The 24053-nt window shown below is 41.9% G+C and carries 34 protein-coding genes; 12 read left to right on the top strand and 22 right to left on the bottom strand.

Annotated elements, in window-relative coordinates:
* Positions 1-3 precede the first annotated feature (3 nt).
* From AC27FN_RS02105 to AC27FN_RS02145, 9 genes are read right to left on the bottom strand one after another with little or no spacing between them, the layout of a single operon-like run.
* A complete protein-coding gene (locus tag AC27FN_RS02105; protein ID WP_487166374.1) occupies positions 4-924 on the bottom strand; it encodes a P-loop NTPase family protein in 921 nt (306 codons plus the stop codon).
* Entirely contained in the window at positions 924-1736 is an 813-nt protein-coding gene (locus AC27FN_RS02110) for a replication protein (protein ID WP_487166375.1), read from the bottom strand. The genes AC27FN_RS02105 and AC27FN_RS02110 overlap by 1 nt, the downstream gene beginning before the upstream one ends.
* Positions 1737-1748: 12 nt before the next feature.
* Entirely contained in the window at positions 1749-2174 is a 426-nt protein-coding gene (gene ssb, locus AC27FN_RS02115; RefSeq protein ID WP_487166376.1) for a single-stranded DNA-binding protein, read from the bottom strand.
* A gap of 10 nt (positions 2175-2184) precedes the next feature.
* Entirely contained in the window at positions 2185-3036 is an 852-nt protein-coding gene (locus AC27FN_RS02120; RefSeq protein WP_487166377.1) for a PD-(D/E)XK nuclease-like domain-containing protein, read from the bottom strand.
* Complete coding sequence (locus AC27FN_RS02125) at positions 2972-3973, bottom strand: recombinase RecT (protein WP_487166378.1); 1002 nt, start codon at positions 3971-3973, stop codon at positions 2972-2974. Before AC27FN_RS02125 ends, AC27FN_RS02120 begins: the two co-directional genes overlap by 65 nt.
* Positions 3973-4311, bottom strand: coding sequence for a hypothetical protein (locus AC27FN_RS02130; RefSeq protein ID WP_487166379.1), 339 nt, complete (start codon positions 4309-4311; stop codon positions 3973-3975). The genes AC27FN_RS02125 and AC27FN_RS02130 overlap by 1 nt, the downstream gene beginning before the upstream one ends.
* The gene (locus AC27FN_RS02135) at positions 4304-4525 is read right to left on the bottom strand and encodes a hypothetical protein (protein WP_487166380.1); all 222 of its coding nucleotides are present in this window, start codon (positions 4523-4525) and stop codon (positions 4304-4306) included. Before AC27FN_RS02135 ends, AC27FN_RS02130 begins: the two co-directional genes overlap by 8 nt.
* Positions 4507-4671, bottom strand: a complete 165-nt coding sequence (locus AC27FN_RS02140; protein WP_487166381.1) for a hypothetical protein — start codon at positions 4669-4671, stop codon at positions 4507-4509. The genes AC27FN_RS02135 and AC27FN_RS02140 overlap by 19 nt, the downstream gene beginning before the upstream one ends.
* On the bottom strand, positions 4658-4813 hold the full coding sequence (locus tag AC27FN_RS02145) for a hypothetical protein (protein ID WP_487166382.1): 156 nt from the start codon (positions 4811-4813) through the stop codon (positions 4658-4660). The genes AC27FN_RS02140 and AC27FN_RS02145 overlap by 14 nt, the downstream gene beginning before the upstream one ends.
* A gap of 58 nt (positions 4814-4871) precedes the next feature.
* Here AC27FN_RS02145 and AC27FN_RS02150 point away from each other — a divergent pair, with 58 nt between their 5' ends.
* Positions 4872-5582, top strand: coding sequence for a hypothetical protein (locus AC27FN_RS02150; RefSeq protein WP_487166383.1), 711 nt, complete (start codon positions 4872-4874; stop codon positions 5580-5582).
* Between the two features lie 84 nt (positions 5583-5666).
* Here AC27FN_RS02150 and AC27FN_RS02155 read toward each other — a convergent pair whose 3' ends face one another.
* The 4 genes from AC27FN_RS02155 to AC27FN_RS02170 are packed head-to-tail and all read right to left on the bottom strand — an operon-like array spanning position 5667 to position 6627.
* A complete protein-coding gene (locus tag AC27FN_RS02155; protein ID WP_487166384.1) occupies positions 5667-5861 on the bottom strand; it encodes a hypothetical protein in 195 nt (64 codons plus the stop codon).
* Between the two features lie 40 nt (positions 5862-5901).
* Positions 5902-6072, bottom strand: coding sequence for a hypothetical protein (locus AC27FN_RS02160; RefSeq protein WP_487166385.1), 171 nt, complete (start codon positions 6070-6072; stop codon positions 5902-5904).
* Complete coding sequence (locus tag AC27FN_RS02165; RefSeq protein ID WP_487166386.1) at positions 6069-6377, bottom strand: hypothetical protein; 309 nt, start codon at positions 6375-6377, stop codon at positions 6069-6071. The genes AC27FN_RS02160 and AC27FN_RS02165 overlap by 4 nt, the downstream gene beginning before the upstream one ends.
* Before the next feature lie 34 nt (positions 6378-6411).
* Positions 6412-6627 carry a helix-turn-helix domain-containing protein gene (locus AC27FN_RS02170; protein WP_487166387.1) on the bottom strand — a complete coding sequence of 72 codons (216 nt, stop codon included), beginning with the start codon at positions 6625-6627 and terminating at the stop codon, positions 6412-6414.
* 58 nt (positions 6628-6685) lie between these two features.
* Here AC27FN_RS02170 and AC27FN_RS02175 point away from each other — a divergent pair, with 58 nt between their 5' ends.
* The gene (locus AC27FN_RS02175) at positions 6686-6892 is read left to right on the top strand and encodes a hypothetical protein (RefSeq protein WP_487166388.1); all 207 of its coding nucleotides are present in this window, start codon (positions 6686-6688) and stop codon (positions 6890-6892) included.
* A gap of 129 nt (positions 6893-7021) precedes the next feature.
* Here AC27FN_RS02175 and AC27FN_RS02180 read toward each other — a convergent pair whose 3' ends face one another.
* Positions 7022-7648, bottom strand: coding sequence for a BRO-N domain-containing protein (locus AC27FN_RS02180; RefSeq protein WP_487166389.1), 627 nt, complete (start codon positions 7646-7648; stop codon positions 7022-7024).
* 15 nt (positions 7649-7663) lie between these two features.
* Entirely contained in the window at positions 7664-7873 is a 210-nt protein-coding gene (locus tag AC27FN_RS02185; protein ID WP_487166390.1) for an XRE family transcriptional regulator, read from the bottom strand.
* Between the two features lie 276 nt (positions 7874-8149).
* Here AC27FN_RS02185 and AC27FN_RS02190 point away from each other — a divergent pair, with 276 nt between their 5' ends.
* The 10 genes from AC27FN_RS02190 (at position 8150) to AC27FN_RS02235 (ending at position 14839) form a co-directional block, all read left to right on the top strand.
* Positions 8150-8497 carry a helix-turn-helix domain-containing protein gene (locus tag AC27FN_RS02190; protein WP_057809433.1) on the top strand — a complete coding sequence of 116 codons (348 nt, stop codon included), beginning with the start codon at positions 8150-8152 and terminating at the stop codon, positions 8495-8497.
* Between the two features lie 3 nt (positions 8498-8500).
* Positions 8501-8899 carry an ImmA/IrrE family metallo-endopeptidase gene (locus AC27FN_RS02195; protein WP_487166391.1) on the top strand — a complete coding sequence of 133 codons (399 nt, stop codon included), beginning with the start codon at positions 8501-8503 and terminating at the stop codon, positions 8897-8899.
* Positions 8900-8959: 60 nt separating this feature from the next.
* Positions 8960-9649 carry a hypothetical protein gene (locus AC27FN_RS02200; RefSeq protein WP_487166392.1) on the top strand — a complete coding sequence of 230 codons (690 nt, stop codon included), beginning with the start codon at positions 8960-8962 and terminating at the stop codon, positions 9647-9649.
* A 121-nt stretch (positions 9650-9770) separates the two neighbouring features.
* The gene (locus AC27FN_RS02205) at positions 9771-10208 is read left to right on the top strand and encodes a hypothetical protein (protein ID WP_487166393.1); all 438 of its coding nucleotides are present in this window, start codon (positions 9771-9773) and stop codon (positions 10206-10208) included.
* Complete coding sequence (locus tag AC27FN_RS02210; protein ID WP_487166394.1) at positions 10201-10512, top strand: hypothetical protein; 312 nt, start codon at positions 10201-10203, stop codon at positions 10510-10512. The genes AC27FN_RS02205 and AC27FN_RS02210 overlap by 8 nt, the downstream gene beginning before the upstream one ends.
* A gap of 188 nt (positions 10513-10700) precedes the next feature.
* Positions 10701-11846 carry a tyrosine-type recombinase/integrase gene (locus AC27FN_RS02215; RefSeq protein ID WP_487166395.1) on the top strand — a complete coding sequence of 382 codons (1146 nt, stop codon included), beginning with the start codon at positions 10701-10703 and terminating at the stop codon, positions 11844-11846.
* Positions 11847-12271: 425 nt separating this feature from the next.
* Positions 12272-12478: a CsbD family protein gene (locus tag AC27FN_RS02220; RefSeq protein ID WP_487166396.1), complete on the top strand. Its 207-nt coding sequence runs from the start codon at positions 12272-12274 to the stop codon at positions 12476-12478.
* 325 nt (positions 12479-12803) lie between these two features.
* The gene (locus AC27FN_RS02225; protein ID WP_487166397.1) at positions 12804-13262 is read left to right on the top strand and encodes a hypothetical protein; all 459 of its coding nucleotides are present in this window, start codon (positions 12804-12806) and stop codon (positions 13260-13262) included.
* 555 nt (positions 13263-13817) lie between these two features.
* Entirely contained in the window at positions 13818-14438 is a 621-nt protein-coding gene (locus tag AC27FN_RS02230) for a stage II sporulation protein M (protein ID WP_487166398.1), read from the top strand.
* A 65-nt stretch (positions 14439-14503) separates the two neighbouring features.
* Positions 14504-14839: a DsrE family protein gene (locus AC27FN_RS02235; RefSeq protein WP_487166399.1), complete on the top strand. Its 336-nt coding sequence runs from the start codon at positions 14504-14506 to the stop codon at positions 14837-14839.
* Between the two features lie 253 nt (positions 14840-15092).
* Here AC27FN_RS02235 and AC27FN_RS02240 read toward each other — a convergent pair whose 3' ends face one another.
* The 7 genes from AC27FN_RS02240 to polA form a co-directional block, all read right to left on the bottom strand.
* The gene (locus tag AC27FN_RS02240) at positions 15093-16382 is read right to left on the bottom strand and encodes an NCS2 family permease (protein ID WP_487166584.1); all 1290 of its coding nucleotides are present in this window, start codon (positions 16380-16382) and stop codon (positions 15093-15095) included.
* 304 nt (positions 16383-16686) lie between these two features.
* Entirely contained in the window at positions 16687-17622 is a 936-nt protein-coding gene (dnaI, locus tag AC27FN_RS02245; protein ID WP_487166400.1) for a primosomal protein DnaI, read from the bottom strand.
* Entirely contained in the window at positions 17622-18989 is a 1368-nt protein-coding gene (locus AC27FN_RS02250) for a DnaD domain protein (protein WP_487166401.1), read from the bottom strand. Before AC27FN_RS02250 ends, dnaI begins: the two co-directional genes overlap by 1 nt.
* Before the next feature lie 27 nt (positions 18990-19016).
* The gene (nrdR, locus tag AC27FN_RS02255) at positions 19017-19493 is read right to left on the bottom strand and encodes a transcriptional regulator NrdR (RefSeq protein ID WP_487166402.1); all 477 of its coding nucleotides are present in this window, start codon (positions 19491-19493) and stop codon (positions 19017-19019) included.
* A 57-nt stretch (positions 19494-19550) separates the two neighbouring features.
* On the bottom strand, positions 19551-20156 hold the full coding sequence (coaE, locus tag AC27FN_RS02260) for a dephospho-CoA kinase (RefSeq protein WP_487166403.1): 606 nt from the start codon (positions 20154-20156) through the stop codon (positions 19551-19553).
* Entirely contained in the window at positions 20157-21026 is an 870-nt protein-coding gene (mutM, locus tag AC27FN_RS02265; protein ID WP_487166404.1) for a DNA-formamidopyrimidine glycosylase, read from the bottom strand.
* Between the two features lie 26 nt (positions 21027-21052).
* On the bottom strand, positions 21053-23758 hold the full coding sequence (gene polA / locus AC27FN_RS02270) for a DNA polymerase I (RefSeq protein WP_487166405.1): 2706 nt from the start codon (positions 23756-23758) through the stop codon (positions 21053-21055).
* Positions 23759-24053 lie beyond the last annotated feature (295 nt).

The raw sequence follows: 24053 nt of genomic DNA on the forward strand, positions 1-24053 counted from the left end.
TGCTCACACTCCTTTCATCTGCCGGTGATCCTCAATTCCTTTGAAGTTCAAGATGAACCCTCTAGAGTTTCCTGCTAAACGGCTCCATATTCTTGCGTCGTAGGCATTAACGATGTCATCTTTGTGCAGATTAGTTGTGATAACCGTTGGCTTATATTGCCGTGCTTCGAAAATGCTCAGTGCTTGATCCATTGCATATGGTGAAGCTACATCTCGATTGGCAAGTTCAGCACCAAGGTCATCAATTACGACTAGCTCGGCCACCTTTAGCTCATTACTTACTTGCGTCATCATGGAACCAGTTGCTTTGTCATCGATACCTTGCTTAAGCAGCTCAAGTAAGTCTCTAAAATTACAGTACAGAACGTGTCGTGCTGTCGGTGATGAGTATTTGCGACCATCGCTAACAGTTCTCGTCACACGCTTGCCATAATTTGTTTGGCGCAAATATTCCCATAAGATTGACATTGCTAGGTGGCTCTTACCTACGCCAGTCTCTCCGGCCATAATCATGTGATTGGTTCCCCCGGCGACAATTTGCTTTACATAGGCTTGTGATTTGTTGTAGACGTTTTGCTCAACCTCAGTACTGGCGATGAAGTCACTGAAACGCTTGGACCACATTCCCGTATTACTGATGACGCTGTTATGCTTCATATACCTAATGGCATCTGATCTGACTGATGACATTGTTAGTTGCTCTGGCGTTAATACACTGCTAGCAATCTTATCGTCAGACCCCTCTTTATATTTACAATCTGGATTTGGACAGGCATATTTTGGATGACCATCTTGATACATTTTCGATCCCTTGAAGCAATACATCGGCCCGTCGCAAATTGGGCAGGGATAATCAGCTACTGCTACCAGTTTTCGATTGGCGAACATCTTGTTGATTGCTTCAGCTAAAGTTCCATCTGCCATCAGAAATCCTCCACATTGTCTAGATTGAGGTGTTCACGACTAACCTTTGCGGATCCATTTCGCTTGTTAGCCATATGTTGCTTGTTAGCTTGAGTTGCCATCTGATCAAAATGTTTGCGCAGCTTTTTGACTGACAAAACGTTTCCTGACCAGAAGCTGTCGCTATGAGACCAATCAATCATCTTGCGAATCTTTGATGGCTCCCTTTTATCTCGTTCAATCATTAAGCGGACATCGTCAGCCCAACTTTGCAGATTTGGTTCTTTAACATCCGGATTGTTGAGTTTCATTTTTTCTAACAAATAACTAGCTAAAATAAATTCCTGAGAGTCTGAAGAATACGTGCGAGTTTTTTTCGCACTATTCTTTTTATTATCTTGTTTATCTTGTTTATCTTGTTCTAATGTGTCCACTTGATGTCCACTTGATGTTCGGTTGCTGTCCACCTGTTGTCCGACTTTTTGATACTCGTCATACTTAATCACCGTCACGACGCTATATCTGTTGGTTGCTCGGATGTCCAACATCCCTGAATCTCGGAACTTTCTCATCCATCTACTGATACTTGTGGCTGACACTTGCTGACCACTTTTTACGCCAGTGTTGTACTCATCCCGCAGTGTATAGCGGCCTGTGACGAACTGACCCCTGTCCAAAGCAACTTCCTCGCCATTGAATAAAAACCTAGTTGGTTTGATGCTTGCCTTAAATAAACAGATTTCCCATAGTTTAAGAACTCGCGAGTCAGCCCATACAAATGAATTTTGGATTTTTCTTTGAAGGGAGATCCACCCGCTTTCCATCTGGGTCATCTAATCTCCCTCCTAAAATGGCAAGTCTGATTCATCTACGTTAGTTGAACCCTTAAACGGATCCGCTGCGCTCGCAGTGTTTTGAGTTTGTTGCGCATCTTGTGACTCGTTGCCTTTGGTTCGAGGGTCAAGTAATGCAAAGTTTTCAACGATCACTTCTGTGACGTACACGCGTTGGCCTTGTTGGTTTTCGTAATTTCGGGTTTGAATCCGACCTTCGATCCCCACCAAGGATCCTTTATGCGTGAAGTTCGCAAAGTTTTCCGCAGATTTTCGCCAGATAACACAGTTGATGAAGTCTGCTTCACGTTGCCCCTGTTGGTTAGTGAACTGACGATCAACCGCCAATATGAACGTAGCAACAGCAGTGCCTGACTGCGTGTACTTGACCTCTGGATCACGTGTCAAACGTCCTGTTAGTACTGCTCTATTAATCATTCCCTGCCTCCTAGTCCACTGTTAAAATCTGTCCGACATCGATTGCCGCATGAATCGACTTGTGACCTCGGCAATACTCGCAATGTCCGCAAGCTTTTGGTGCGACCTCACCAGCCAACACTTGCTCCACTCGATCAATGTTTTCTTGGATCCATGACTCTTCTGGATCTAACCAGATCGAGCTGGGACTAATCAGCTGCACGTCACTAGGAGTCTGCTTGCTAACCGCCCAGATAAAGCAGGTAAATGGCTTGCCATACTTTTGTTCCAACAGCTGCCTGTACACCCACATTTGTGGCAAGTAGTCGCGTGCTCGAATGAAGTCAACCATGCCGTAATACTTATCTGACCAGCTGCGCTTGTTGATGTCATCCACTGTCTTGTAGTCCATGAAGAACCCTTTATCGACATTTAGCGCGTCAACCTTGCCCTTCCAGTCGTACCCGAATAGCTTTCCAGTTAGAATTACTTCGTGTTCACAAGTTTCATCGAGATTGACGAACAGCTCTTCATCGCATAATCGATCAATCATCTGCTGCCCGATCTTGAACGAGGCTTTTAATTTCCCTTTCGTTGTACCTCGGGTACTAATGATTTCCGGATGTTCATCGATAAATTTTTGATGGGCTTCTGCACTTTCAAAGAATGAATGAACGAAGTTACCAACCAGAAGAGCATCCTTGTTTGATGGTTCATAATCGCCTTTTAGTAGCGCCAGTTCAGCAGCCTCGCATTGCATCATCATCTTGAAAACTGACGGACTCATGTACTGGAAGTCGGTATCGTGATTGTAGTAATTACTTTGTGACAGGGTTATCGGCTGAGTTGAAGATGCTTCCTTGATGGACATCTGGTTCTTCACTTTCGGCCGCCTCCTTTGCTATAAAATCTTTCACCATAGCGGTAGTCTCTGATGAAGCTTCACCACTAACAGTCATAGCTGACTTAGCTTCGCTTACTGGTTGCTCTGCTTCGCTTTCAGTCGCTGCAATCCCTGATGCATTTTCAGATTGAGCAGTGGCGTCGGATTTCTGAAAGTTATTAAGCATTTGTTGCGTGCTGTCATGCTCCTCATCTGGTGTCACGTCTTTACGATCGTTGTCGTACTCATCAGCAGTCGTGTTATTAATGGACTCAACCAATAAATCAGAATCATCAGACGTGTTAAGAAAGTTCTTAGCAGCCCGATTTATGACCGTCCGTTTTGCCATTTCCTGTGGGAATTCTTTTTGGACATCACCATGGTTTTGGCGATGAGACCACGCTTGTTCAATCTCGGCCTTAGTCATTACGGTGTAAACTTGCTCGCCATCAGTCTTCTTAACCACTGCAAAGGCACCAATCAATGGCTTATCCTGATTAGCAAATTTGGGTTTAAACTGGGTCACTACTGTCCGGCCATGGTCAGCACCAATTTCAAAGGTGTCATCTTCATGGATAACTTCGGCCCAAATATCATCAACGTTTGTTAGCCGTTTGACTGCCGCTTGCGTCCCAAAATAAGAGCGTTGCAGTTGCAGTTCATTCCCCCGAACAATGAAGTAAGCTTGGGTTTTAGCCGGTGACAATCCCTGTGTCACCATATTCAACAAGGAATTGGCGACAGACTCTCTCGTAACGACCTCAAGAGCTGGGCGTCGATTTTTGTCTTGCACTTTTTGAATTGTGAACCATGCCGCCTTCAACGCATTGTTGGCGTTGTAATTGGCTGGTAACTGTAATCCATCTTGTTCTAGCCCTTTGATGCGGCTTGACACTTGGTCAGTAATGTCCTTTTGATTAATAACTTCATTTGCCATTACGCCACATCCCCTTCGTTGATGATGATTGCGCCTAGATCGTTAAGCATATCGAGTGGTGTCTCATAGCCTGCATCCTGGAATAACATGTCAAGTAACTCACCGGCATATACACCTGTCAGCTGGCCTAACAGTAAGCTGCTGTTGTGTTTCTTAAGTTGAGCGAGTAACTTGCCAGCATCCTCTGCCTTGAACAGGTATTCCACACCGTTAAGCGTTAGTGAGCGAACCTCATCGCAGGTAAACAGTTCGTTGCCTTGAAAATCTCGATCAAATAGAATACGATCGTCAACTGGATCAGCTACCATGTGATTTTCTAAATCTTTAGCGTTAGTCATTAGCAGCCTCCGTTAGTTCCTTGAGGTAGTTATTGATGTCGTCATAAATATTTGTAGCCATCAGCATCTGGCCGGCTTTGTGTTCTGGTAAACTGCGTGTTGCAAGCAGCTGCTTACGCAATGGTTCAATGCGGTTCTCCAAGAGAGTGATAAAATGCTCGGTTGTTTCAATTTGAGCTTGAGTTACATATTGATTTACTTCTTCAAGGTCCATTTGTGTTTAGCTCCTTTTTGGTAAATAATGTGTTCGTAAATATTTTTCTTCACCGGTCGATCAGAGCTGCCACTCTGCTTGACCTTTTTTCGTGGCTGCATACTCTGCAACCCAGCAAGTAACAAGTTACGATTAGTTAGTTTCATTAAGCTTCGCCTCTACATCTGGCTTCCATTCGTCAATCTGCTTAATCTCGTTCTGTAATAACTCGGATAGGACCTGGGCCTTATTAAGGTGATCGTTTAACTCATGCAAATTCTTGATGCTGACAACCATTGACAATTCCATTTGCTCATCCCCTTTCGTATGGGATAATGAACTCACTAATTACTTGGAGATGAATTTTATGAGTGGGTTGAAACATAATGTCCAAATTTTAAATACAAATTTGACTCTTTATTTGCCGCCAAGATGCGAATATTGCGATGAATATTTGTCGAAAAATACTGACATCATTTCTGAAAAATACAGTTCAAATGTATCTAGAATGTATAGAGAGTCAGGCACTTATTTCATCGTCTTTAAATGTCCTGGTTGTCAACGTTTAAACTTCGTTACTTATAAAATTTCAACGAGGCGCAGTGACGGTACTCCTTACACGCTCGGTACCCCAGAACGGCAAACCATTAAACCCAAGAAACTCGCTTTCCCCGATTCAATTTCTGAAATCTCTCCAAAGTTCATTAAGATATACGGCCAATCTCTAATGTCCGAACGAAGCGGTCTTGATGAAATCGCCGGCATGGGATACAGAAAATCATTAGAGTTTTTAGCCAAGGATTATGCGATTTTTCTCAGTCCTTTAGACAAGGAAGCAATCATAAAAAAATCATTAAGCACAGTTCTTCCCGAATTAGATTTGAATGACATTTCAGTCCTTGGGTTAGTGGCAGGAAAAATTGGTAACGATGAAACTCATTACTATCGGAAACACGACTGGTCCGTCGATGATTTGAAAGAATATATCCAAACAACCGTCTTCTTCATCTTGAATGATCAGAATGTTCGTGAGGCTCGTTCAAGGCTTGCTTCAGATCAACAGTTAAAGCCGAAATAGTAAAGTCGATTTCTGACTTCAAACTATTAAGTGTCCTTAATTCCAGAAGAATTTTTTCACGTTTAAAATCGTCCATACTTTCACCTACTGTTTTACGTGCGTAATGTCATAATCAATTCCAAAGTCATTCATAGATTGAGCGCACTCTTCACATATCCATGAACCATCATCATTTCGTAACGTAGCCACCTGCCCACACAAGGCGCAGTGTGGCTTTTTTATGTTGATCAAATACCAATCAGTAATGCGCAGCCTTATTCCATACCACCAATACTTCATAAGACACCTCCTATCTCAGCCATCTGCCGAGCTTTTTCGTTTATCCAAACACCTTCGTCAGTAACCACATCCCCGCTTGGCTGACTTTCTCAACAGCTACGTCAGCGTGATTGCCAATGCCTAGCCAAATGCCTAATGGAATGAGGATAAGCGCCATGAAGATGTCGTAGTTCATCGCTGATGATTTGATTAATGTGTAGAGCTGAGTCATCCATTACGCCTCCAATACTCGTCGTGATACCACTGTGACCATTCAGGATTGCGCCACTTGTACGTGTACTTCTTGCCGCTGCCTTCCCGAATGAACAACTTGCGCTTAATAACTTCTGGATCGTTTGTGAACTTCTTTAGGAACGACTTCGTGTCACGATATTCTGTGAACTCCATTGCTTTCTGTGTACTAATGCATGCGTGCAAGCCCTCTTCTTGTCGCCGGACGTCCGCTATTACGTCCTTGGTAATGACGACTCGCATGCGTTGCATACATTCGTCTAAATACTTGCCTACTGAATCCATGATCGGCACCGCCTTAATGCACGTTGTCGTGCTTTTAGAAATCAATAACTTTACACATCTTGTTACGAATCTCAACAGACTTCGGACTCATGTCGCCATGAATCGCTCGGTTTAATTGTTGAGTGTTCTCACCAATCAATTCCGCTAACTCAACTTGCGTCATATGCTTCTTTAACAAAGCCAATTTGATTGAAACTTGCCGTGTTGATGTGACTGCTTGGTCATTTCTGACCGTTACTAAATTTTCCATATACTGCTACTCCTTTCGTGAGATAATTAGTTATTCCAAAAGATTAGAGGTGATAAATATGCCTGAGAAATCAGATAAAGAATTGGCAGCCGAGATGACCATTGCACTTCTTAACCACAACGCGTCGCTACACACAGGCGCTATAAATGGTGGCGAAGGTGCAAGCAAAAATGGGGTTATCAATGCCACTGTAGTTGGCAACAACTACAAGTACATTCTCGGTGTCATCGAGGGTTCGATAGATCCATTTGAGGAGAAACGTTAATCTGAATCTGAAGATTATATTTCTGCTGAAGAGCTGTTATTTCGGGTAGCAGCTCTTTAATTTGCTCAAGTTTGCTTAATTGAATATCTACTTGCATAAATGGCTTTTCCATTACTCTTCATCTTCTTTCTACACTGTCTGATCAACGCCATTTCGGTTATAGATCGTTTGGCTAACCGACAAGTTCAAGTGGTACTTATCGACTAATGCCATCAACGTGACGGTGTCTTCTAGCACGTTCTCTCGCTGCTTCAGCATGTCTGGTGTCATCTCACCCTTCTTCACCATCTTCTGATATCCGAAGTCGTTCGATACAGCTTTGTTAGCGATCGTGTTAGCCTTCATGAAATCTAAACGAACCGGGTGAGACAATTTCTGGTTAAGCTCGTTCATCATGCGACGCTGATGCTCATGGTCTAAAGTCTTAAATACCTCAAACCCTTCAAGCCCGCTTGCCTCTCGAAGGTTCTTAATAACTCCGTACATCCAGCGCTTGAACTGTTTAGCTTCAGGCATTTGACTAGAACTAACCAAATCGTAGATTCCAAATTCTGAGATGATCACCCGGTTAGGGTTACCTTGAATACCGTCACGAATCGTTACGGTATTTTTATCCTCTAATCCGACATGGTCACCGATTGCTTTACGGCTGTTTACATATTCCAAAGCATCTGTAACGTCTTTGCCTAACGCCCACCACTCACCGTTTATTTCAATAAATCGGATTTCGTGGTTGTTCCATAATTCAATTTTCATTACTTTTCATCTCCTCTACTCGGTGTTGTCGTGCTCACGAATCTTAAATGTCTCAATGATGTTGAGCACCAAAGCGTTAGCTGCCGCAGACTTGCGATCGCCGCTCAACACTTGTGTCATATACATCTTCCCGACACCGAACGTAGTAGCTAAGCTTGTGATACTGATGTTGTTCTTATCGAGATACTTCTTAATCAATTCCCGCCCTGCTAAAGTTGTCGGCATTTGTTGACCTCCTTTCTTATGTATGTAAGCTAATTTAATTATTTTTTGCAGAAATTCGTTGACCGATTCTACATAAAATTGTAGACTTAGGGCATAGTTAAATAACACAGCAGAGCCTTTTGCCGTTGGGGAACGTTGATTTGCTCTACTCATATTGTGGAAATAACTAAATCAAATTAGCTTACAGGAAAAGTATATTAAATAGTTTTGTAGATGTCAACCAATTATCTACAATTATTTTTAGACAATTCCAATAAGCACTCAGGGAGTGCCTCTATGCCGACGTTTGACATAATTAAAAAACTTGCAGATAAGAATAATATTAGCGTTGTTGAACTTGAAGAAAAGTTGGGATTCAGTAGAAACTCACTTTATGCCTGGAAGAAAAGCAAGCCGTCTGTAGATAAATTACAAAAAGTTGCTGACTTCTTTCATGTTTCTACTGATTATCTTCTTGGAAGAACTGACAACCCAAATGTTGAAAACAATCCATCTGAACCAATTGATTTGGATGAAGCCTTATCCGAAGAAGGCATGGCGATGTTTGACGGAAAGCCATTGTCTGAGGAATATAAAAAGGCCCTGCTAGCCATGTTACGGGCCAATAAGAATAGCGGTGAGTAGCATATGCACGAAGAGCTTTTTAAGAAGTTGCTGTACATCGCTGATAGAGCTGAGATTACCATTACAGATATTAAGGGTTCGTCATCCGATCCAGACATTGCATTTTGCAAACAGAGAATCATTAATTTAAATAGCAACTTCGACAGCGAGATTAGTGTGGCCTTTCGTTTGGCCCATGAGATTAGCCATATTTTATTTTCTAAACCGACATTCCTATACACGTTCTCTCCTTACACAAAGAATAAAGAAGAACGTGAAACTAACGAGCGAGCAATTCGTATGATCGCACGCCTTATGTACGAAGATGTTCCTAAAGATCAAATCAATTGGCTAAATTTTATGAATGAATTTAATCTACCGAGTTGGTTCGAACCGTTAGTAAAAAACATTATTTACGCTTAATTATTATGTCCAAAAAATCTGATGACTTTAAAAGCTGTACGTATTCTGGGGGATATTATCATGACTGCAAACAATTTCTTTCTCGTTGGTTCTCTTATATTTTGTATTCTTCTTATTGCATTTGTTGGAACTATCATTTGGCTAATTGTAACTTTAATAAGAAAATCCAAGCACAGAAAATTATCGATGATCACATGTGCTTCTGTGGGTATATCTGCTGTTTTAATTTTCTCTTTACTAATGACCGTTGTAAATATTTATGGAGATGATACGTTCGTTTGGGCTTCGCAATCTAAAAAGATTGAAAGAGCAAATAGTGATGAGAAGCTAATGATCAACGCTTCACTACACCCGTCTGATTACAGAATGTATAAAGCAGAAAAGGCATCAAAAGACCTTGTATCAATTTCAAATAGTCTCCCTGATACATATTGGAGTAGCAAGGCTAAACAATCGGCCGCCCGTCTAAATACAGTATTTAAACGGGCTCAAAATGACAAGTACGATACTTTAGATGATTGGTCAATGAACGAAATCACAATGGAGAACGATCTAAACTACACCATTTTTAACAACATGCTAGCAAAAACCTATGCTCATACAAACAAGTTCAACAGGCATACGACTGCTATAACTAATGCGATTCTATCGAAGTATAAAATAGAGCAACTTCACTCGAAGGAAACGAAAATGGCTGAACAAAAAGCTGATGAAGAGGTTGATTCAATTCTTGATGAATTAGATTATTAAGTGACATATTCAGACTAATGCTGGAAATAACTGTTATAAGTCAGAAATTATTACAGACAAAAAACAGCACATCCCCTCCCGCCAAGAAGTTGGATGTGCTTGTATGAAAGAAGGTATTTAATTGTCAAACGATTTCGTTGCTAAAATTGGATTTTTAGCTTGTGTTGACTCTGATAATAATCCGGTAGCTAGTTTATCCATTGACAAGTTACCGATTAATTACCAGTTTCCACTTTACTTAATTCTGTTCAATGTTGATATCAGAAAATCATATACAGTTATTGTTAGAATTTATGATTCTGAACAAAATCTTGTTATAGACTCGACGAACGAATTTAACATTAAAACAAATTCATTGCAAGAATTTAATTATACTGACTCTTCTAAAACCAAGGCCAGTATACCTGTTAGGTTATTAACTCCTACTGTCAATATTACAAAAGAAATTAACTATAAAATTGAAATTGATTTGTTAGATCTACATATTGATGAATCGGTTGTCACTGAAGATAAAATAAGTACGTACGTCACAATTAAAAAAGTGGAAGACGATGACTAGTAGAAAAGCTGAAATCATCCCCTTGTCTGATAATCTTTCACATAGTGTGGACACATCAACCACTAATATCCATGCTACAATGAAGTCAATTAATGGAAACGGAGGTGGCGGAAATATGAATGATGATTTTGTGACGCATTCTGAGTTTAAGCTCGGCATGGATTCCGTCAGCCAAAGGATTAATGATTCCAACAACAGAATTGACAAGCTGACCACTGCAATATATTGGCTAGCAGGCATATTAGTGTCAGGAATTATCTTGCCATTACTCATAATGCTGATAAAGGTTCTGTTCTTCAAATAAAAAAGCACACTCATTCCCCCGCCAAGAGTCCTGAGTGTGCTAAGCAAGCAACGCAATAACTGCGCCCTTTTCATATACAAATATACCTGAAAGGAAGTGATGCCACAAGTCCACCTCTCCCATCCGCGATTGGGAGATTAACCTACTGAATGCCATGATCGTCATCGTCTCCAAAAAAGGAGACTATTATGACAAAACCACAAAAGAAAGCTAATGGAAAATGGCGAGTTGTTGCTCGCTATAAGAACATTGTAACAGGAACTTGGACTAGTAAGACAAAAACGTTTAATATGGCTGCTGAGGCTCGTGCTTGGCAAGCTGAAACATTGGCTAACGCAAACATGGGACGAACGTCTCAGAGTGTAACTTTAGGTGAGTATTTTCCGCACTGGCTCAAACTCTATAAAGAACCTTTTGTCGAAAAGAAAACACTAAAGCGCATCACTGTTGACGTTAACCATGCCTTAAGGTTCTTTACCCCTCGTCGACACCTTGATGCAATTACCAAGGGTAATTATCAATTGTGGCTCAATACAGAGGCTAAGAGCCTGTCACACGAGACGGTTAGAACAATGCACCATACATTTAATGCAATGATGGAAACAGCAGTTGATGAGGGCATTATCGTACGTAACCCATGTAAAGGTGCAAGATTTGCTGGTATCCAAAATCCACAATCAAGAATTGCCAAGCAAAAAGTGCTGACTCTGGATGAGTTTAAGCGATTGCTTACTCAGATTAACTCATCCCCTAACTGCGCATCAAAATATGTATGCCTATTGCAGGCGTTCACAGGAATGAGAATTGGTGAAGCACTCGGACTAGAATGGTCAAAAATAAATTATGATCGTAATGAAATTACAATCGATGGTCAATATGACTATTCTCTGAGTAAAACGCGGATTCACTTGAAAGACCATACCAAGCCTCGAATTATTACTGTTGAACCTATTCTGCTCAACTATCTGTCAGAATATCGTAAATGGCTACAACGACAATTGGCTAATCAGCGAGTGGTTCATTTCAATATTAACAACTATCTGTTTGTTGACACTAACGGAAATAATGAACCCATCAGCCCTACTGCGGTTAACAAATACCTGGCTCATCAGTGTGCAGCAATTGGAATCACCAGAATTACCTCTCATGGATGGCGTCGTACGCAAGCTACGCTCATGACATATGCACAAGTTGATCCAAAGTTCATTGCTGGATTTCTAGGTCATACCGTGGATACCTTGCAAAAATACTATGTACTTGAAACTGAGGATCTTAAACGTAAAAGCCAGGCTCTGAGAACCGAATTTATGCAGACAAAAGTTTTGGGCGACTGACTAGACGAAAAACTCGTTGCCATTTCGTTGCCGTTTTTAAAATCGACAGCTGTAAACCACTGGTATCAATGGGTTTAGGCGACGGTTTTAAGCGCACCTGGTGCATTGATATATCAAGTTTTCTTTTTAGTTGTTCTCTTTTTGTTCCTAAATATACCGGGTCAAATATATCAGACGCCCAGGTTAAACCGCTAACGGTCTGTTATTGAAAAAAAATCGTCATAGCCGATAGATGAAATCAGACTGATTCTCTATCAACTATGACGATTTTGTTATTAATTTAAATGAGCGAGTAGCAGAATCAACACCGTTTCAAAGACCGTTTCTTATCAGAATTAAGCACATTATTTGCCCCGCAGTATGTGGCATGATATTGTTCAATTAAGCTTAGTTATAACCAATTACCGATACAAGGAGGACATCGCATGAGCATGGATAAAAAAATTGACGGTGCTAAGGATCAAGTAACTGGTAAAGGTAAAGAACTTGAGGGCAAGGCAACTAATGATAAAGGCCGCGAGTTGCAGGGTAAAGCGGAAGGCTTAGTTGGTAAGGCAAAAAAGAAATTAGCTGATGCACAAGAAACTGTTAAAGATAAAATTGATGATGTCAAAGATGATCACGATAAATAAATTCAAAAAGCAGGCTTGGCTTAAGGCCTGTTTTTTTCTGTAATCGATCATGTTCTAGTTCGACAATGATAGCCGAGTGCAAATCTTTTTCCATCAAAAAACACAAAAAATGCAGCAAAGGCCCTTTGACCGCTTTTTTGCGCTAGATGTCAAAATCTGTTAAACGAAAAGATTGTCCCAATTTCAGCACTCCGCCAACAAGCTTGCCCTCGCTGCTTAATCAATCAACAGTAACTCAAGATCAATCGTGGATACCGGTTCCTACATCCGCCGGCCATGTGTGTGTAATAATAAGCGGGGTCAATAAAAATAAAGGGAGTTGCTTATGGAACTAACAATTTTACAAATGCAGGCATTAGAATATGTGTTACACGTGCATAGAAATGAGCTTCAACCGATTTTTAGAGATGCCAAAGGAAAAATCTGGACCGGGCATTTCTTTGATTTTTCCGGCCAAACAGCGAAGTATTGGCACAGAAGCCCGTCCGGTAACCTCACCTTAATTGAACTAACCGACTTACCGCAACTTTTCGCCGGCTGGTTGCGAAAAACTGAGGTGAACTCATTTGAAGGTGGTCACCCACTACAAGTATTTGATCAGATTCAAACACTTTCCAACACTGCCACCAACGATTTCACCGAGCCAACAGCGTTCATGAACAATCCGACGACAGATTTTTCGGCTGAACCGTTTGTTTTTGACTTTAACAACGGTGCCGCCAAACTCCCCTTTGTTGAACTAACGGCTGATAGCTACGAATTCATCTCGTTAAAATACCAGTGAGTCATCGCCTTCCATGACTAACTTTAATCAGGATCAACTTTCCTTTATTAAAATCAGACACTCATTAAATAGGGCACAAAGATATGGATAATAAGGGGTTACACAAGGAACGGTTAATTCTACTTGTATGTTTGTGAACACAGCTGAAACATCATTTACCGTAGCCCCCTTGCCTGGTGAAGGTCATATGAGTACTTATCCAAACAAAAATTTTTTAAAAACTATCTTGCCCACACATATTTAAAATTTCAATCAAGAGTAGACCAATTACTACAATTGACCCAAGCAACATTGGTAATTGGGACAATCTTATGAACAATGGTTTCGTGACTCACAAAGAATTGAAACGAACTGCAGATTGATTATCTCAAAAATTTGATCTACTAGAAGCACACTTGAACACTAGGTCTGAAACGATGAATACTAAGTTTACAAATCAAAAATCTTTTTTACCAGCATCAATATCTCTAATACGCTTTGTTGCAGCAATAATTACTAAAAATATTTGGTCGCGTAAAAGAAGTAAGCATGCCAACAAAAAAGAAGATTTTGTCAATGAAAACAGGAGAATTTAATATGCAAAGATCTGTACGTGAAATACCGGAACGTTTTAAAAATATTTATTTTAAGCGGATGCTTAAATATTTCCTCATCATGGTAGCTGTTTGGATCATCACCTACTTCATTCTTAAGTTAACGGGTGAAGGAAACGCACTTTTGAGATTTCTAGCACGAGCAATGAATGTTCATGGCCATCATACCGCTACTCATAATTTTTTATCTATCTTCGGAAATAATGTAAAGACAAGTATTCTTATTTCCCTTCTGGGAATCATTCCAATCCCGATATATTTATTCTTCGTCATTTTTAATGCTGTCACTGTAGGGGTGGTTTTGACTACTGGCAATCCATTGATGGTCTTCGTCGCCGCCATCCTCCCTCATGGAATTTTTGAAATTCCTTCACAACTCCTAACGGCTGCAATTAGTGCTCGTCTAATGTGGTACGTATTTGATCGTATTTTTCGTAGGGATCGTGTTAAAAACGTTATCTTTAAGAACCTTTTAACGGATACGATTGTTGATTCTGTTTTGATCGTTATTCCAATTCTTCTTGTAGCTGGGTTAATCGAAGGCTATATTACGCCAATAATTATAAAAGCGGTCCTTGGGTAGGTCATCAACATCACAAATCCAAACGTTAGTCACTTCAAAAGCTGAAAACAAATAGAGGTCTTATTATGAATCAAGATGTCATTATGAAAGCAGTTGTCCATGTCGACAACCCTACAAATTGGACTCATGCACTTAGCAATCTACAAAACTTTTTAAACTTAGTTCCCAATGCAGATTTGATTCTGGTAGCAAATGGTGACGCAATCACGGGTTATAAAAACACACAAATTAAAGAAAAAATCGCACAACTTTCCAACGTTAAGTTCCATGCCTGCCGTAATTCTATGAACGCTCACAAGATGACTGACCAAGATTTACCCGATTCGATCGAGATTGTGCCAGCTGGAATTGTTGATTTAACACAACTACAGATGGATGGTTATGCTTATGTTAAACCTTAAAAGTAATCTGTTTGTGCAATAATGACCGCCTGATGCCCTAATGCTTCGACATATCAAAGTTTCTATATTGTATAGTGTTGTTTATTTTGCCCCTCAACACATTGACAATATTTACGGTGGTGATCGGTACCGTTGTTAAGCAAAAAAATCAACACAGCACTAAATACCTGTTGTCTTTTCTCTACTTCGTTCATCTCGAATCTGTAACAGTTTTAAAAAAATAACCAACTCAGTTTGCGAGTTGGTTATTTTACTATTTACCGATATTTAGAATCGCCATAAAACCAATAAAGACGAAGAACAGGACATACATTAGTGGATGCACTTCTCGTCCGCGCTTGGCGGCAATCATTGTAATTGGATACGTAATCACACCTAAGGCCAGACCATCAGAGATACTGTAAGTTAACGGCATCCCTAACACAATTAAGAAGGACGGAATCGCAATTTCCATTTTAGTCCAGTTAATATGGGCCAAGGATTGGGCCATCAAAACACCGACGATAATCAAGGCCGGTGCAGTCACCTGACTAGTAACAACAGTAAGTAGTGGTGAAAAGAACATACCAAGCACAAACAAAACACCAGTCGTGATTGCGGTCAATCCAGTACGACCACCAACCGCAATCCCCGCTGACGATTCAACATAAGCCCCGACTGGTGATGTCCCCAGTACTGAACCGGCCAACATCGCGGTGGAGTCTGACATCAAGGCCTTACCAACCCGCGGCATTTGATTATTTTTCATGAAGCCAGCTTGCTGTGCTAACCCAACTAAAGTCCCGGCAGTATCAAAAAATGTGACCAACAAGAAAGTCAACACAACTACCCACATCTGCAATGAATTAATATCACCCATGTGGCGCACACCAACACCAAAAGTTGGTGCCAAACTTGGTGCCCCGGCGAGTAAATGCTGTGGCAACGGAATCAATTTCGTCACTAAACCGACGATAGAGGTGGCAACCATCCCAATGAAGATTCCCCCTGGTACCCGCATAACCATCAGGATGGCCGTTAAAATAAGACCAAAGATTGTCAACCACGTTGTTGTGGTTGAGAAAGAACCTAAGCCGACCACCGTGTCCTTGTTAGCAACAATCAATCCGCCGTCATGTAAACCAATAAAAGCAATGAACAATCCAATCCCACTAGAGATGGCGTATTTAAGATCCGACGGAATTGCGTTGATAATCATTTCCCGTAGTTTAAAAATTGTAATGACTAAGAAAATCAGTGAAGCAACGAACACTCCTGCCATTGCTGTCTGCCAGGGAACCTTCATCCCAATCACGACAGAGTAAGCAAAGAAAGCGTTAATTCCTAATGCAGGTGCTGTCGCGATTGGATACCGTGCCAACACCCCCATCAACACACAACCGATCGCACTAGCTAGGGCTGTCGCCGTAAAGACGGCGCCCTTATCAACACCCGCAGCTCCTAGCACACTGGGATTAACAAACAAAATATAGGCCATCGAGATGAAGGTCGTAAATCCGGCCAAGACTTCCCGTCTAACAGTCGTATGTAACTCGTCAATCATAAAGTAATGATTCAGCTTTTCGTTCACAATAGCACTCCTCTGAATTATTCAAACATTGAACCTCCTCAATGTTCGGATATGTTTTATGAAACCACGAGATAAATCATACTACTTCTGATTTTTAAAGTAAAACACGAACCGGTTTCCACGAAACACGAACAACCTCGTCGCTTTTTTGAAATAATTTGGCAGTTTATGAACGTTTCTGATTTCGTTCCTCTAAAACACAGAAATTTCCAAACAAACAGAAAAGCAATCGCTGATTATGACGCCCAACGGTTGCTTTTCTCATTAAAATATTCTTTTACTGTGGTCGCCGGTTTGGCCCAGCAACTAAAACCTCATGGCTTAAGAAGCGAATGCGTTGCATTAACCGGTCCGCCTTGACTGTCTCAGTCTCCCCCCGTTGATTAATGGAAAGATGCTGATCGGCTAATAATTGCATTGAAAAATTAGAAGTAAAGAACGTTGGTAATTCTTCTTGCATTCGGTATTCCAGAATAACACCCAGGACTTCATCTCGCACCCAAGAGCTCATCGAATCAGCGCCAATATCATCAATCATCAGGATCGGTGCTTGCTTGATCGCGTCCACCTTTTTGGCGACTGAGTTTTCTCCAATCGATCGTTTCATTTCAACGGCGAAACTCGGGAAGTGCATTAACGTACTTTGATAACCCAAGGTCGCTAATTCATTGGCAATGGCCCCCAATAAATAGGTTTTCCCCACGCCAAAATTGCCATAAAAGTATAATCCCTGATGAAAAACGCGTGGTTTTTGCGAATAGTCGGCCACAAATTGCATTGCTTGACGCAAAGCATCGCTACGTTGTTGTTCGTCACCATCCACATCATAGTCACTAAAGGAGGCTTGCTCGATCATCTTGGGCATCGAAACCGCATGCACTCGCTTCTTTAATAAAGAACGCTTTTGCGCTAACAGCGTCGCCTCTGTTGGAACATAAGTAACCTCAATATAATGATCGCTGACCACTAACCGGGGTTCATACCCTGGTGCAAACACTTGGGCCCCAGCTCGGACCTTATCACGTTGACTAACAAACTCATAAAGTTTAGACCCATTGCGCTCTAAGGCATCATCAGCTAATTCCGCTTGATGGGTTTGGATAAAGGACTGGACTTCCCCATCATTTGCCGCATTGGCAATCAGCTGTTGATAATCCGAATTAAGATTCTGTCGATTTAATAGATCGCGCATGGATTTTCCCAGATCTTGCATTATGACCGATCCTCCTGACTTTCTTTAGCCTTGGATAAACGTTGCCGTAATTGAGCGATTTCATCAGCTGCATTGCCATCACTGTTAGCAGATGAACCGGCCGTTTGGTTCCAATCGGGTAATTGTTCTCGTGATTTAGTTGGTCGGTTACCAGATCGACTCTGCTGACGAGTCGCCTGCGCTTGCGCAAATGCTTGCATGTGTTTAACCGCTTGTTCCGGCGTCTGAACCTTAGCTTTCGCCCAATCATTTGCCACGCGATCAACACTATTTTGATACAACACATTCTGATCACGATCGGCAATTAGGTAATAAATCAGCATATTCACAACGCTGGGAGCAAATAACTGGCGTTGCATGAAGGTACTTAAAACTCGTTGCTCACCGCTCGTTACATATTGATTCTTTTCTTGTTTTAAAACCGCCAGAAAGTCAGCAGGAGCATATGCCTTGACCGCTGCTAATATCGCGTGCAATTCGTCAGGTGCTTGTGCACTTGTTGGAGCTGCCTGACTATCAGTTTGAGACGAGGCCGACGATGGCACCGAGTCGGCTGTCTGCGCGCGCAGTTGCTGAAACTGATCAACCACGATTGCTCTAAAACGGTCGGGGTCAAATCTATTAGTGGTCACACTAGTCGCTTTCACAACTAAGTTGGCCAATTCCCGCTCATTTAACCCATAGAGTAATGCTTCAGCTTGAAGCAAATCTTGTGCAGCATCAACACTTGTGAGGTCCACCGATTCTCGTTTTAGATACTCACCTAATAAATGAAAATCCAGTGACGGCGCATTAGTCACCCGTGGTTGATGCGCGGATTGTTTCGAGTCAACCAATTGAGCCGGTCGCTGCGCTAACTGCTGGTCACCAACGTGATAGACATCTAAAAAGTCTGCAGAAATGTTTTTAAAGCGGCTCAAATTGAGGCGGCTCGCATTAAAATAGTCAAGAAGCTCGGTATACCGGGCTTGGCCGACATATTGAAATAACAACACACTCAATAAATCATCCTGAAAAAAGGTATCCGCAGCTAATGGTTGATGCAATTCATAGATATACAAATCGCCTAATGCATCCTGCTGATAGTATGAATTTAACAATCCTAACGCTTCAAGGCGTTGACGACTTGCCTGAAAATGTGGCAAGTCTAAGTCGGTCCAACTTAACAACTGACTGTGAACGCGGCGATTAGATAGTTGTGGTTGCTCACTGATGAAAGTTTGCAATGCATTATATAAACCAAACGCATTATTACCCAATATCGGTTGATACAAGCGCTGCCAGACATTGGTTGTTAGTTGATCGCGACTGGGGTTGATCACGATGAAACCTGCACGCGGTGTTAAAGTTGGCAAAGTATCGGCCATCGTTTGCAACTCCTTTCCATCACTTAATTAATGATTGGTGTCTCTTTTTTTATCTCGGTCAACCATTTCTTTTAATTCGTCCAAAAAGACGCCCATGTCTTTAAACTGACGATAAACGCTGGCAAATCGGATGTAAGCAATTTCGTCCACGTCTGCCAAATCGTTCATGACATATTCACCAATCAGTTGACTTGAAATTTCATTCTCTCCTAATGAGCGGACTTGCGCGTCGACATTCTCGACGACCCGATTCATTTGTTCCATGGTCACAGGACGTTTTTCAGCTGAGCGGATAATTCCTCGTAGGATCTTATCTCGATTAAACTCCTCGCGTGTTCCATCCTTTTTAATTACCAGTAAAGGGGCGACTTCAGTGCGTTCAAACGTTGTAAAGCGAAAACCGCACTTTTCACATTCTCGCCGTCGTCGAATTGCCTGACCTTCAGCGGTCGGTCGACTATCGACAACGCGTGTTTCCTGATGATGACAGCGTGGACACTGCATAATTTATAAAACTCCTTTAATTCATTGCCACTTCCTAATTGCGATAAGTCGCTCAAGTTAACGTGAAAAATCACTTAAATGATCAAGTAATTTTACCACGTGCTGTTTTGTCGCTTCAATGGTACCAATATTGGAAATAACAAAATCGGCCTTTTTTTCCTTGTCAGCCAACGGCATTTGACTCGCCATCCTCGCACGCGCTTGAGCGTCACTCAGATGATTACGTGCCATTAACCGGGCTTTTTGAACGTTTTCAGGCACGGTCACCACCACGATTAGATCAACCATCGATTCATAGTGTTGTTCAAATAACAACGGTGCATCAAGGATAATTGCTCGTGGCCGAGTCAGTTTTGCGTTTGCCAGTGCCTGTCTGATTAGATCTCGAATAATCGGTTGAACAATGGCATTTAATTTTGCCATTTGATCTGGATCATTGAAGACTAGACTGCCTAACTTGCTACGATCTAATTCACCGGTGTCCGTGAGTAACTCGCGACCAAACGCTTCAACAATCTTTTGTAATCCTAGACTCTTGGGCTGTACGGCTTGTCGGGCAAGCTGATCTGCATCAACAACATAACAGCCGGCTTCAGCAAATAAACGGGCCACGGTTGACTTCCCCGTCGCAATCCCACCTGTTAGTCCAATAATGACGGTCATTTATTTAGCGCCCCGTTTCGGCTTACTTGCTACCTGTTGATCAGACAAATGTAACCTTTGTTCTTGCGGACAAAAGGTGGTGCCCCGTTCGGCGACCTTGATTTTAACCATTGTCGCCCCACACCGTTCACAGGGCTGTCCTACGTGACCATAAGCATGTAGTTGATTCTGAAATTCACCAGCATGACCAAAAGCACTATACGTAAAAACCGTTGTGCCGTGCGCTTTAATCGCTTGATCCAACTCTAAAAAAATATTTTCGCGAAGCGCACTGATTTGTTTTTTTGTCAACGTCTTAGCTGGTTGCTCGGGATGAATCTTGGTTAACCAAAGAACTTCATCACAATAGATATTTCCCAATCCCGCCACGTTATTTTGATCTAATAGCCACGTCTTAATCGCTTTACGACTCTTGGCCATTTTATCAACTAGGTACGCGATTGTTAAGGTTGCCGGTGTCGGTTCCGGGCCCAATGATTTTAAACCCCCAACTTGGTTCTCTTGTCCTGTGTCTACCACGACCATTCGACCAAATTTACGCGTATCGTTGTACCACAGGTCATCACCATGATCAAAGTGAAAAATAACATGGGTGTGTTTGTCAACCGGTGTATTTGCCGGTGCACCGAAGAACTTACCTTCCATTCGCAAGTGAGACACCATCGTTAATCCATCTGAGAATCGAAAAAGCAGATACTTCCCTCGTCGATCAATCGCCGTAATTTTACGACCGATTAACAACCTTTTGAAGGCTATTTCACCGTTTAAAATCATCTTTGGATAAAACACATCGATATCGGTAACGGTTTGTCCGACAACTAGCTTAGTTAGTCCTCGACGAACCGTTTCAACTTCTGGTAGCTCAGGCATCTCACCCCTCCTTAACAACTACAAGATCACTTTGCCTCATACCAAGAGGCACCATGAGCACTTTCAACCTTTAACGGAATATCCAGTTTCACCGCTGAATCCATCACTTTGGGTACCAATTGCGTCAATGTTTCGATTTCTGTTTTAGGTGCTTCGAACACGAGTTCATCGTGAATCTGTAACAACATCGTCGCTTTTAAGCCAGCCTGTTTGAGGGCCGTCTCCATTTTGATCATAGCAATTTTGATAATGTCGGCAGCTGAGCCTTGGATCGGCGTGTTCATCGCTGTCCGCGCCGCAAACGAACGACGGTTGAAGTTTTTCGAATTAATATCCGGCAAATATCGACGCCGATGTGTAATCGTTTCTACGTAGCCATCAGCCTTTGCTTTAGCAACAATTTCTTCTGTATACTTTTTAACGCCCGGGTATTCGCGGAAATACGTGTCAATAAACTGTTTTGCTTGCGGGCGAGAAATACCCAAATTTTGTGAGAGCCCATAATCACTGATGCCGTAGACAATCCCAAAATTGGTGGCTTTCGCTTGGCGCCGCATCAGTGGTGTTACCTCATCTTCGGAACTAAGACCAAAGATTCGTCGCGCCGTGGCCGCATGAATGTCCTCATCTTCAACAAACGCTTCCTGCAAATTATGGTCGCCAGTAATATGTGCTAAGACCCGAAGTTCCACTTGAGAGTAATCCGATGAGAAGATTTCCCAATCCGGATGGCTGGGAACAAAGGCCTTACGGATCTCCCGTCCTTGTTGCGTCTGAATTGGAATGTTTTGTAAATTCGGATCAACGGAGGATAGCCGCCCAGTTTGAGTTAACGTTTGCAGATACCGTGTGTGAATTTTGTGATCACGACTGTGCACGACTTTTAATAAGCCCTCAATATAAGTCGACTGTAACTTAGCTAAGCCTCGATAACTCAAAATATTTTCGACAATTGGTGCCTGACTGGCCAGTTGCTCCAAGACGTCCACCGAGGTTGAATAGCCCGTCTTCGTTTTCTTAATCACGGGTAATTTCATCTTTTCAAACAGGATCGTTCCCAGTTGTTTTGTGGAATTAATGTTAAATGTTTCACCGGCCTCGTTGTAAATTGTTTGCTCAAGCGTCGCTAACTGTTCCTTAAACTTCTCACGCATATCAGTCAATTGCGTTGTATCAACCGTAATGCCCGCAAGTTCCATCCGGGCCAAGACAAAGGTCAGTGGCAATTCAATGTCACGATATAAATCGGCTTGTTCATGTTCATCTAACTGAGTAAATAGTTGATCATGCAGTTCCTGTATGGCTAAAGCTTTCCGAGCCAAATGATCAAAAAAGCGTTGATCGTCATCAGGAATGCTTCGCTTTGCTCCTTTGCCATACACCATTTCATCTGATTCAACGGCCTCGTACCCATGTTGTTGCGCCAAGCTGCCTAAATCGTTGGAATTGTCATTTGTATCCAATAAATAAGAAACCAATAATAAATCAAAGTCGACCCCGGCTAAAGATGTCCCCAAGCGATGTAAGCCAACATACTGGGCCTTAGCGTTGAAAACATTCTTTTTAATCTGGTCACTGGCTAATAATTGTTGCACTGGTTCTGTTTGCAATAAATCGACTTCTCGACTGACCAGCGTTTGCTGTCCATCAGTCATGACGAACCCAGAAAAGGCGCTAAGGTGATAGTTTTCATCTGGCATTTCCAGAATGAAACTGACTTCCTTGGTAAATTGGGTGACCAAATCGACGTTTTGTGCGGTTAGCACTGTCCATTTAACCGGCTTAAGTTGGTTTTGATCCGTACCTATTTGGTCAAAGTCCAAATCCAGACTGGTATTACGCAATTGTTTCAAGAAGTTATTAAAATCCATTGATTGATAAAATGGGACTAACTTATCTAAATCGGGGCCGCGATAATCCAAATCGGCCAAATGCACTGCCAATGGCGCATCCGTTCGAATCGTTGCCAAATCCTTGCTGAGGATAGCCTGTTGTTGATCCTCAATGAGATGATCTTTCATTTTACTTGGTTTTATCTCATCTAAATGGTCATAAATCCCTTCGACACTGCCAAATTGTGTTAATAATTTAATGGCCGTTTTTTCGCCGACTTTTGTCACCCCTGGATAATTGTCGGAAGTATCGCCGGTCAAGCCCTTCATATCAATAATCTGATGCGGTGTTAGACCATACTTCTCCTGAACGTGAGCCGGTGTATAATACTCAATCTCACTGACCCCCTTTTGAGTGATTGCAACGGTAGCTTGGTCAGTCGCCAACTGTGTCAAATCACGGTCGCCGGTCACAATAATGACCTGATAGCCGGCTGCTTCCCCTTCCTGAGCTAACGTGCCAATGATGTCGTCGGCCTCCCAATTACTTAGCTCATAGCTTTTAATACCGTAGGCAGTCAATAGATCGCGTAAATATGGCATCTGTTCAGATAATTCCGGTGGCGTTTTGGCGCGGCCGCCTTTATAGTCACCAAATTTTTTGGTACGAAAAGTCGTCTTCCCAGCATCAAAAGCAACCAACGCCTTATCGGGATGAACGGCCTTGATAACGGCATCTAGCATCGTTTTAAACGCATAAATTGCGTTGGTATGTAAGCCATCATGATTCGTAAAGCGATCTAGTTGTTGATGGAGTGCAAAAAAAGCGCGAAATGCGACACTATTACCATCAATTAATAATAACCGCGGCTGTTTTGATAATTCAATTTGTTCACTCATTGGCCGTCTCTTTCTTTTTCAGGATCAACATCGTTAAATGCTTGTATTATCAGTAGTTTACCAAATTTTGGCTTGGCTTTCCATTGACACATTTTTCGCCAAATCGAGATTACCTAAATCAAAATTAGTCAGCAATGTTTTCAATAATTAACCTAATTCGTTTAAATAGACCATGGACTAATGTATTTGGCTAATCACTGACGTTAAACTAAACACACAGAGTCGGTAGTGAGCCAGGGAAAATCATTTGAGTAGGACGAACGGCTTGAGCAAGATCGTTATCCCACCTACAGCA

The sequence above is a fragment of the Furfurilactobacillus sp. W61-4 genome (assembly GCF_057545565.1).

Excerpts from the sequence above, each read along its gene's own strand:
- AC27FN_RS02105 (WP_487166374.1), bottom strand. The coding sequence starts at position 924 with ATGGCAGATGGAACTTTAGCTGAAGCAATCAACAAGATGTTCGCCAAT.
- AC27FN_RS02110 (WP_487166375.1), bottom strand. The coding sequence starts at position 1,736 with ATGACCCAGATGGAAAGCGGGTGGATCTCCCTTCAAAGAAAAATCCAA.
- ssb (WP_487166376.1), bottom strand. The coding sequence starts at position 2,174 with ATGATTAATAGAGCAGTACTAACAGGACGTTTGACACGTGATCCAGAG.
- AC27FN_RS02125 (WP_487166378.1), bottom strand. The coding sequence starts at position 3,973 with ATGGCAAATGAAGTTATTAATCAAAAGGACATTACTGACCAAGTGTCA.
- AC27FN_RS02130 (WP_487166379.1), bottom strand. The coding sequence starts at position 4,311 with ATGACTAACGCTAAAGATTTAGAAAATCACATGGTAGCTGATCCAGTT.
- AC27FN_RS02135 (WP_487166380.1), bottom strand. The coding sequence starts at position 4,525 with ATGGACCTTGAAGAAGTAAATCAATATGTAACTCAAGCTCAAATTGAA.
- AC27FN_RS02140 (WP_487166381.1), bottom strand. The coding sequence starts at position 4,671 with ATGAAACTAACTAATCGTAACTTGTTACTTGCTGGGTTGCAGAGTATG.
- AC27FN_RS02145 (WP_487166382.1), bottom strand. The coding sequence starts at position 4,813 with ATGGAATTGTCAATGGTTGTCAGCATCAAGAATTTGCATGAGTTAAAC.
- AC27FN_RS02150 (WP_487166383.1), top strand. The coding sequence starts at position 4,872 with ATGAGTGGGTTGAAACATAATGTCCAAATTTTAAATACAAATTTGACT.
- AC27FN_RS02155 (WP_487166384.1), bottom strand. The coding sequence starts at position 5,861 with ATGAAGTATTGGTGGTATGGAATAAGGCTGCGCATTACTGATTGGTAT.
- AC27FN_RS02160 (WP_487166385.1), bottom strand. The coding sequence starts at position 6,072 with ATGACTCAGCTCTACACATTAATCAAATCATCAGCGATGAACTACGAC.
- AC27FN_RS02165 (WP_487166386.1), bottom strand. The coding sequence starts at position 6,377 with ATGGATTCAGTAGGCAAGTATTTAGACGAATGTATGCAACGCATGCGA.
- AC27FN_RS02170 (WP_487166387.1), bottom strand. The coding sequence starts at position 6,627 with ATGGAAAATTTAGTAACGGTCAGAAATGACCAAGCAGTCACATCAACA.
- AC27FN_RS02175 (WP_487166388.1), top strand. The coding sequence starts at position 6,686 with ATGCCTGAGAAATCAGATAAAGAATTGGCAGCCGAGATGACCATTGCA.
- AC27FN_RS02180 (WP_487166389.1), bottom strand. The coding sequence starts at position 7,648 with ATGAAAATTGAATTATGGAACAACCACGAAATCCGATTTATTGAAATA.
- AC27FN_RS02185 (WP_487166390.1), bottom strand. The coding sequence starts at position 7,873 with ATGCCGACAACTTTAGCAGGGCGGGAATTGATTAAGAAGTATCTCGAT.
- AC27FN_RS02190 (WP_057809433.1), top strand. The coding sequence starts at position 8,150 with ATGCCGACGTTTGACATAATTAAAAAACTTGCAGATAAGAATAATATT.
- AC27FN_RS02195 (WP_487166391.1), top strand. The coding sequence starts at position 8,501 with ATGCACGAAGAGCTTTTTAAGAAGTTGCTGTACATCGCTGATAGAGCT.
- AC27FN_RS02200 (WP_487166392.1), top strand. The coding sequence starts at position 8,960 with ATGACTGCAAACAATTTCTTTCTCGTTGGTTCTCTTATATTTTGTATT.
- AC27FN_RS02210 (WP_487166394.1), top strand. The coding sequence starts at position 10,201 with ATGACTAGTAGAAAAGCTGAAATCATCCCCTTGTCTGATAATCTTTCA.
- AC27FN_RS02215 (WP_487166395.1), top strand. The coding sequence starts at position 10,701 with ATGACAAAACCACAAAAGAAAGCTAATGGAAAATGGCGAGTTGTTGCT.
- AC27FN_RS02220 (WP_487166396.1), top strand. The coding sequence starts at position 12,272 with ATGAGCATGGATAAAAAAATTGACGGTGCTAAGGATCAAGTAACTGGT.
- AC27FN_RS02225 (WP_487166397.1), top strand. The coding sequence starts at position 12,804 with ATGGAACTAACAATTTTACAAATGCAGGCATTAGAATATGTGTTACAC.
- AC27FN_RS02230 (WP_487166398.1), top strand. The coding sequence starts at position 13,818 with ATGAAAACAGGAGAATTTAATATGCAAAGATCTGTACGTGAAATACCG.
- AC27FN_RS02235 (WP_487166399.1), top strand. The coding sequence starts at position 14,504 with ATGAATCAAGATGTCATTATGAAAGCAGTTGTCCATGTCGACAACCCT.
- AC27FN_RS02240 (WP_487166584.1), bottom strand. The coding sequence starts at position 16,382 with ATGATTGACGAGTTACATACGACTGTTAGACGGGAAGTCTTGGCCGGA.
- dnaI (WP_487166400.1), bottom strand. The coding sequence starts at position 17,622 with ATGCAAGATCTGGGAAAATCCATGCGCGATCTATTAAATCGACAGAAT.
- AC27FN_RS02250 (WP_487166401.1), bottom strand. The coding sequence starts at position 18,989 with ATGGCCGATACTTTGCCAACTTTAACACCGCGTGCAGGTTTCATCGTG.
- nrdR (WP_487166402.1), bottom strand. The coding sequence starts at position 19,493 with ATGCAGTGTCCACGCTGTCATCATCAGGAAACACGCGTTGTCGATAGT.
- coaE (WP_487166403.1), bottom strand. The coding sequence starts at position 20,156 with ATGACCGTCATTATTGGACTAACAGGTGGGATTGCGACGGGGAAGTCA.
- mutM (WP_487166404.1), bottom strand. The coding sequence starts at position 21,026 with ATGCCTGAGCTACCAGAAGTTGAAACGGTTCGTCGAGGACTAACTAAG.
- polA (WP_487166405.1), bottom strand. The coding sequence starts at position 23,758 with ATGAGTGAACAAATTGAATTATCAAAACAGCCGCGGTTATTATTAATT.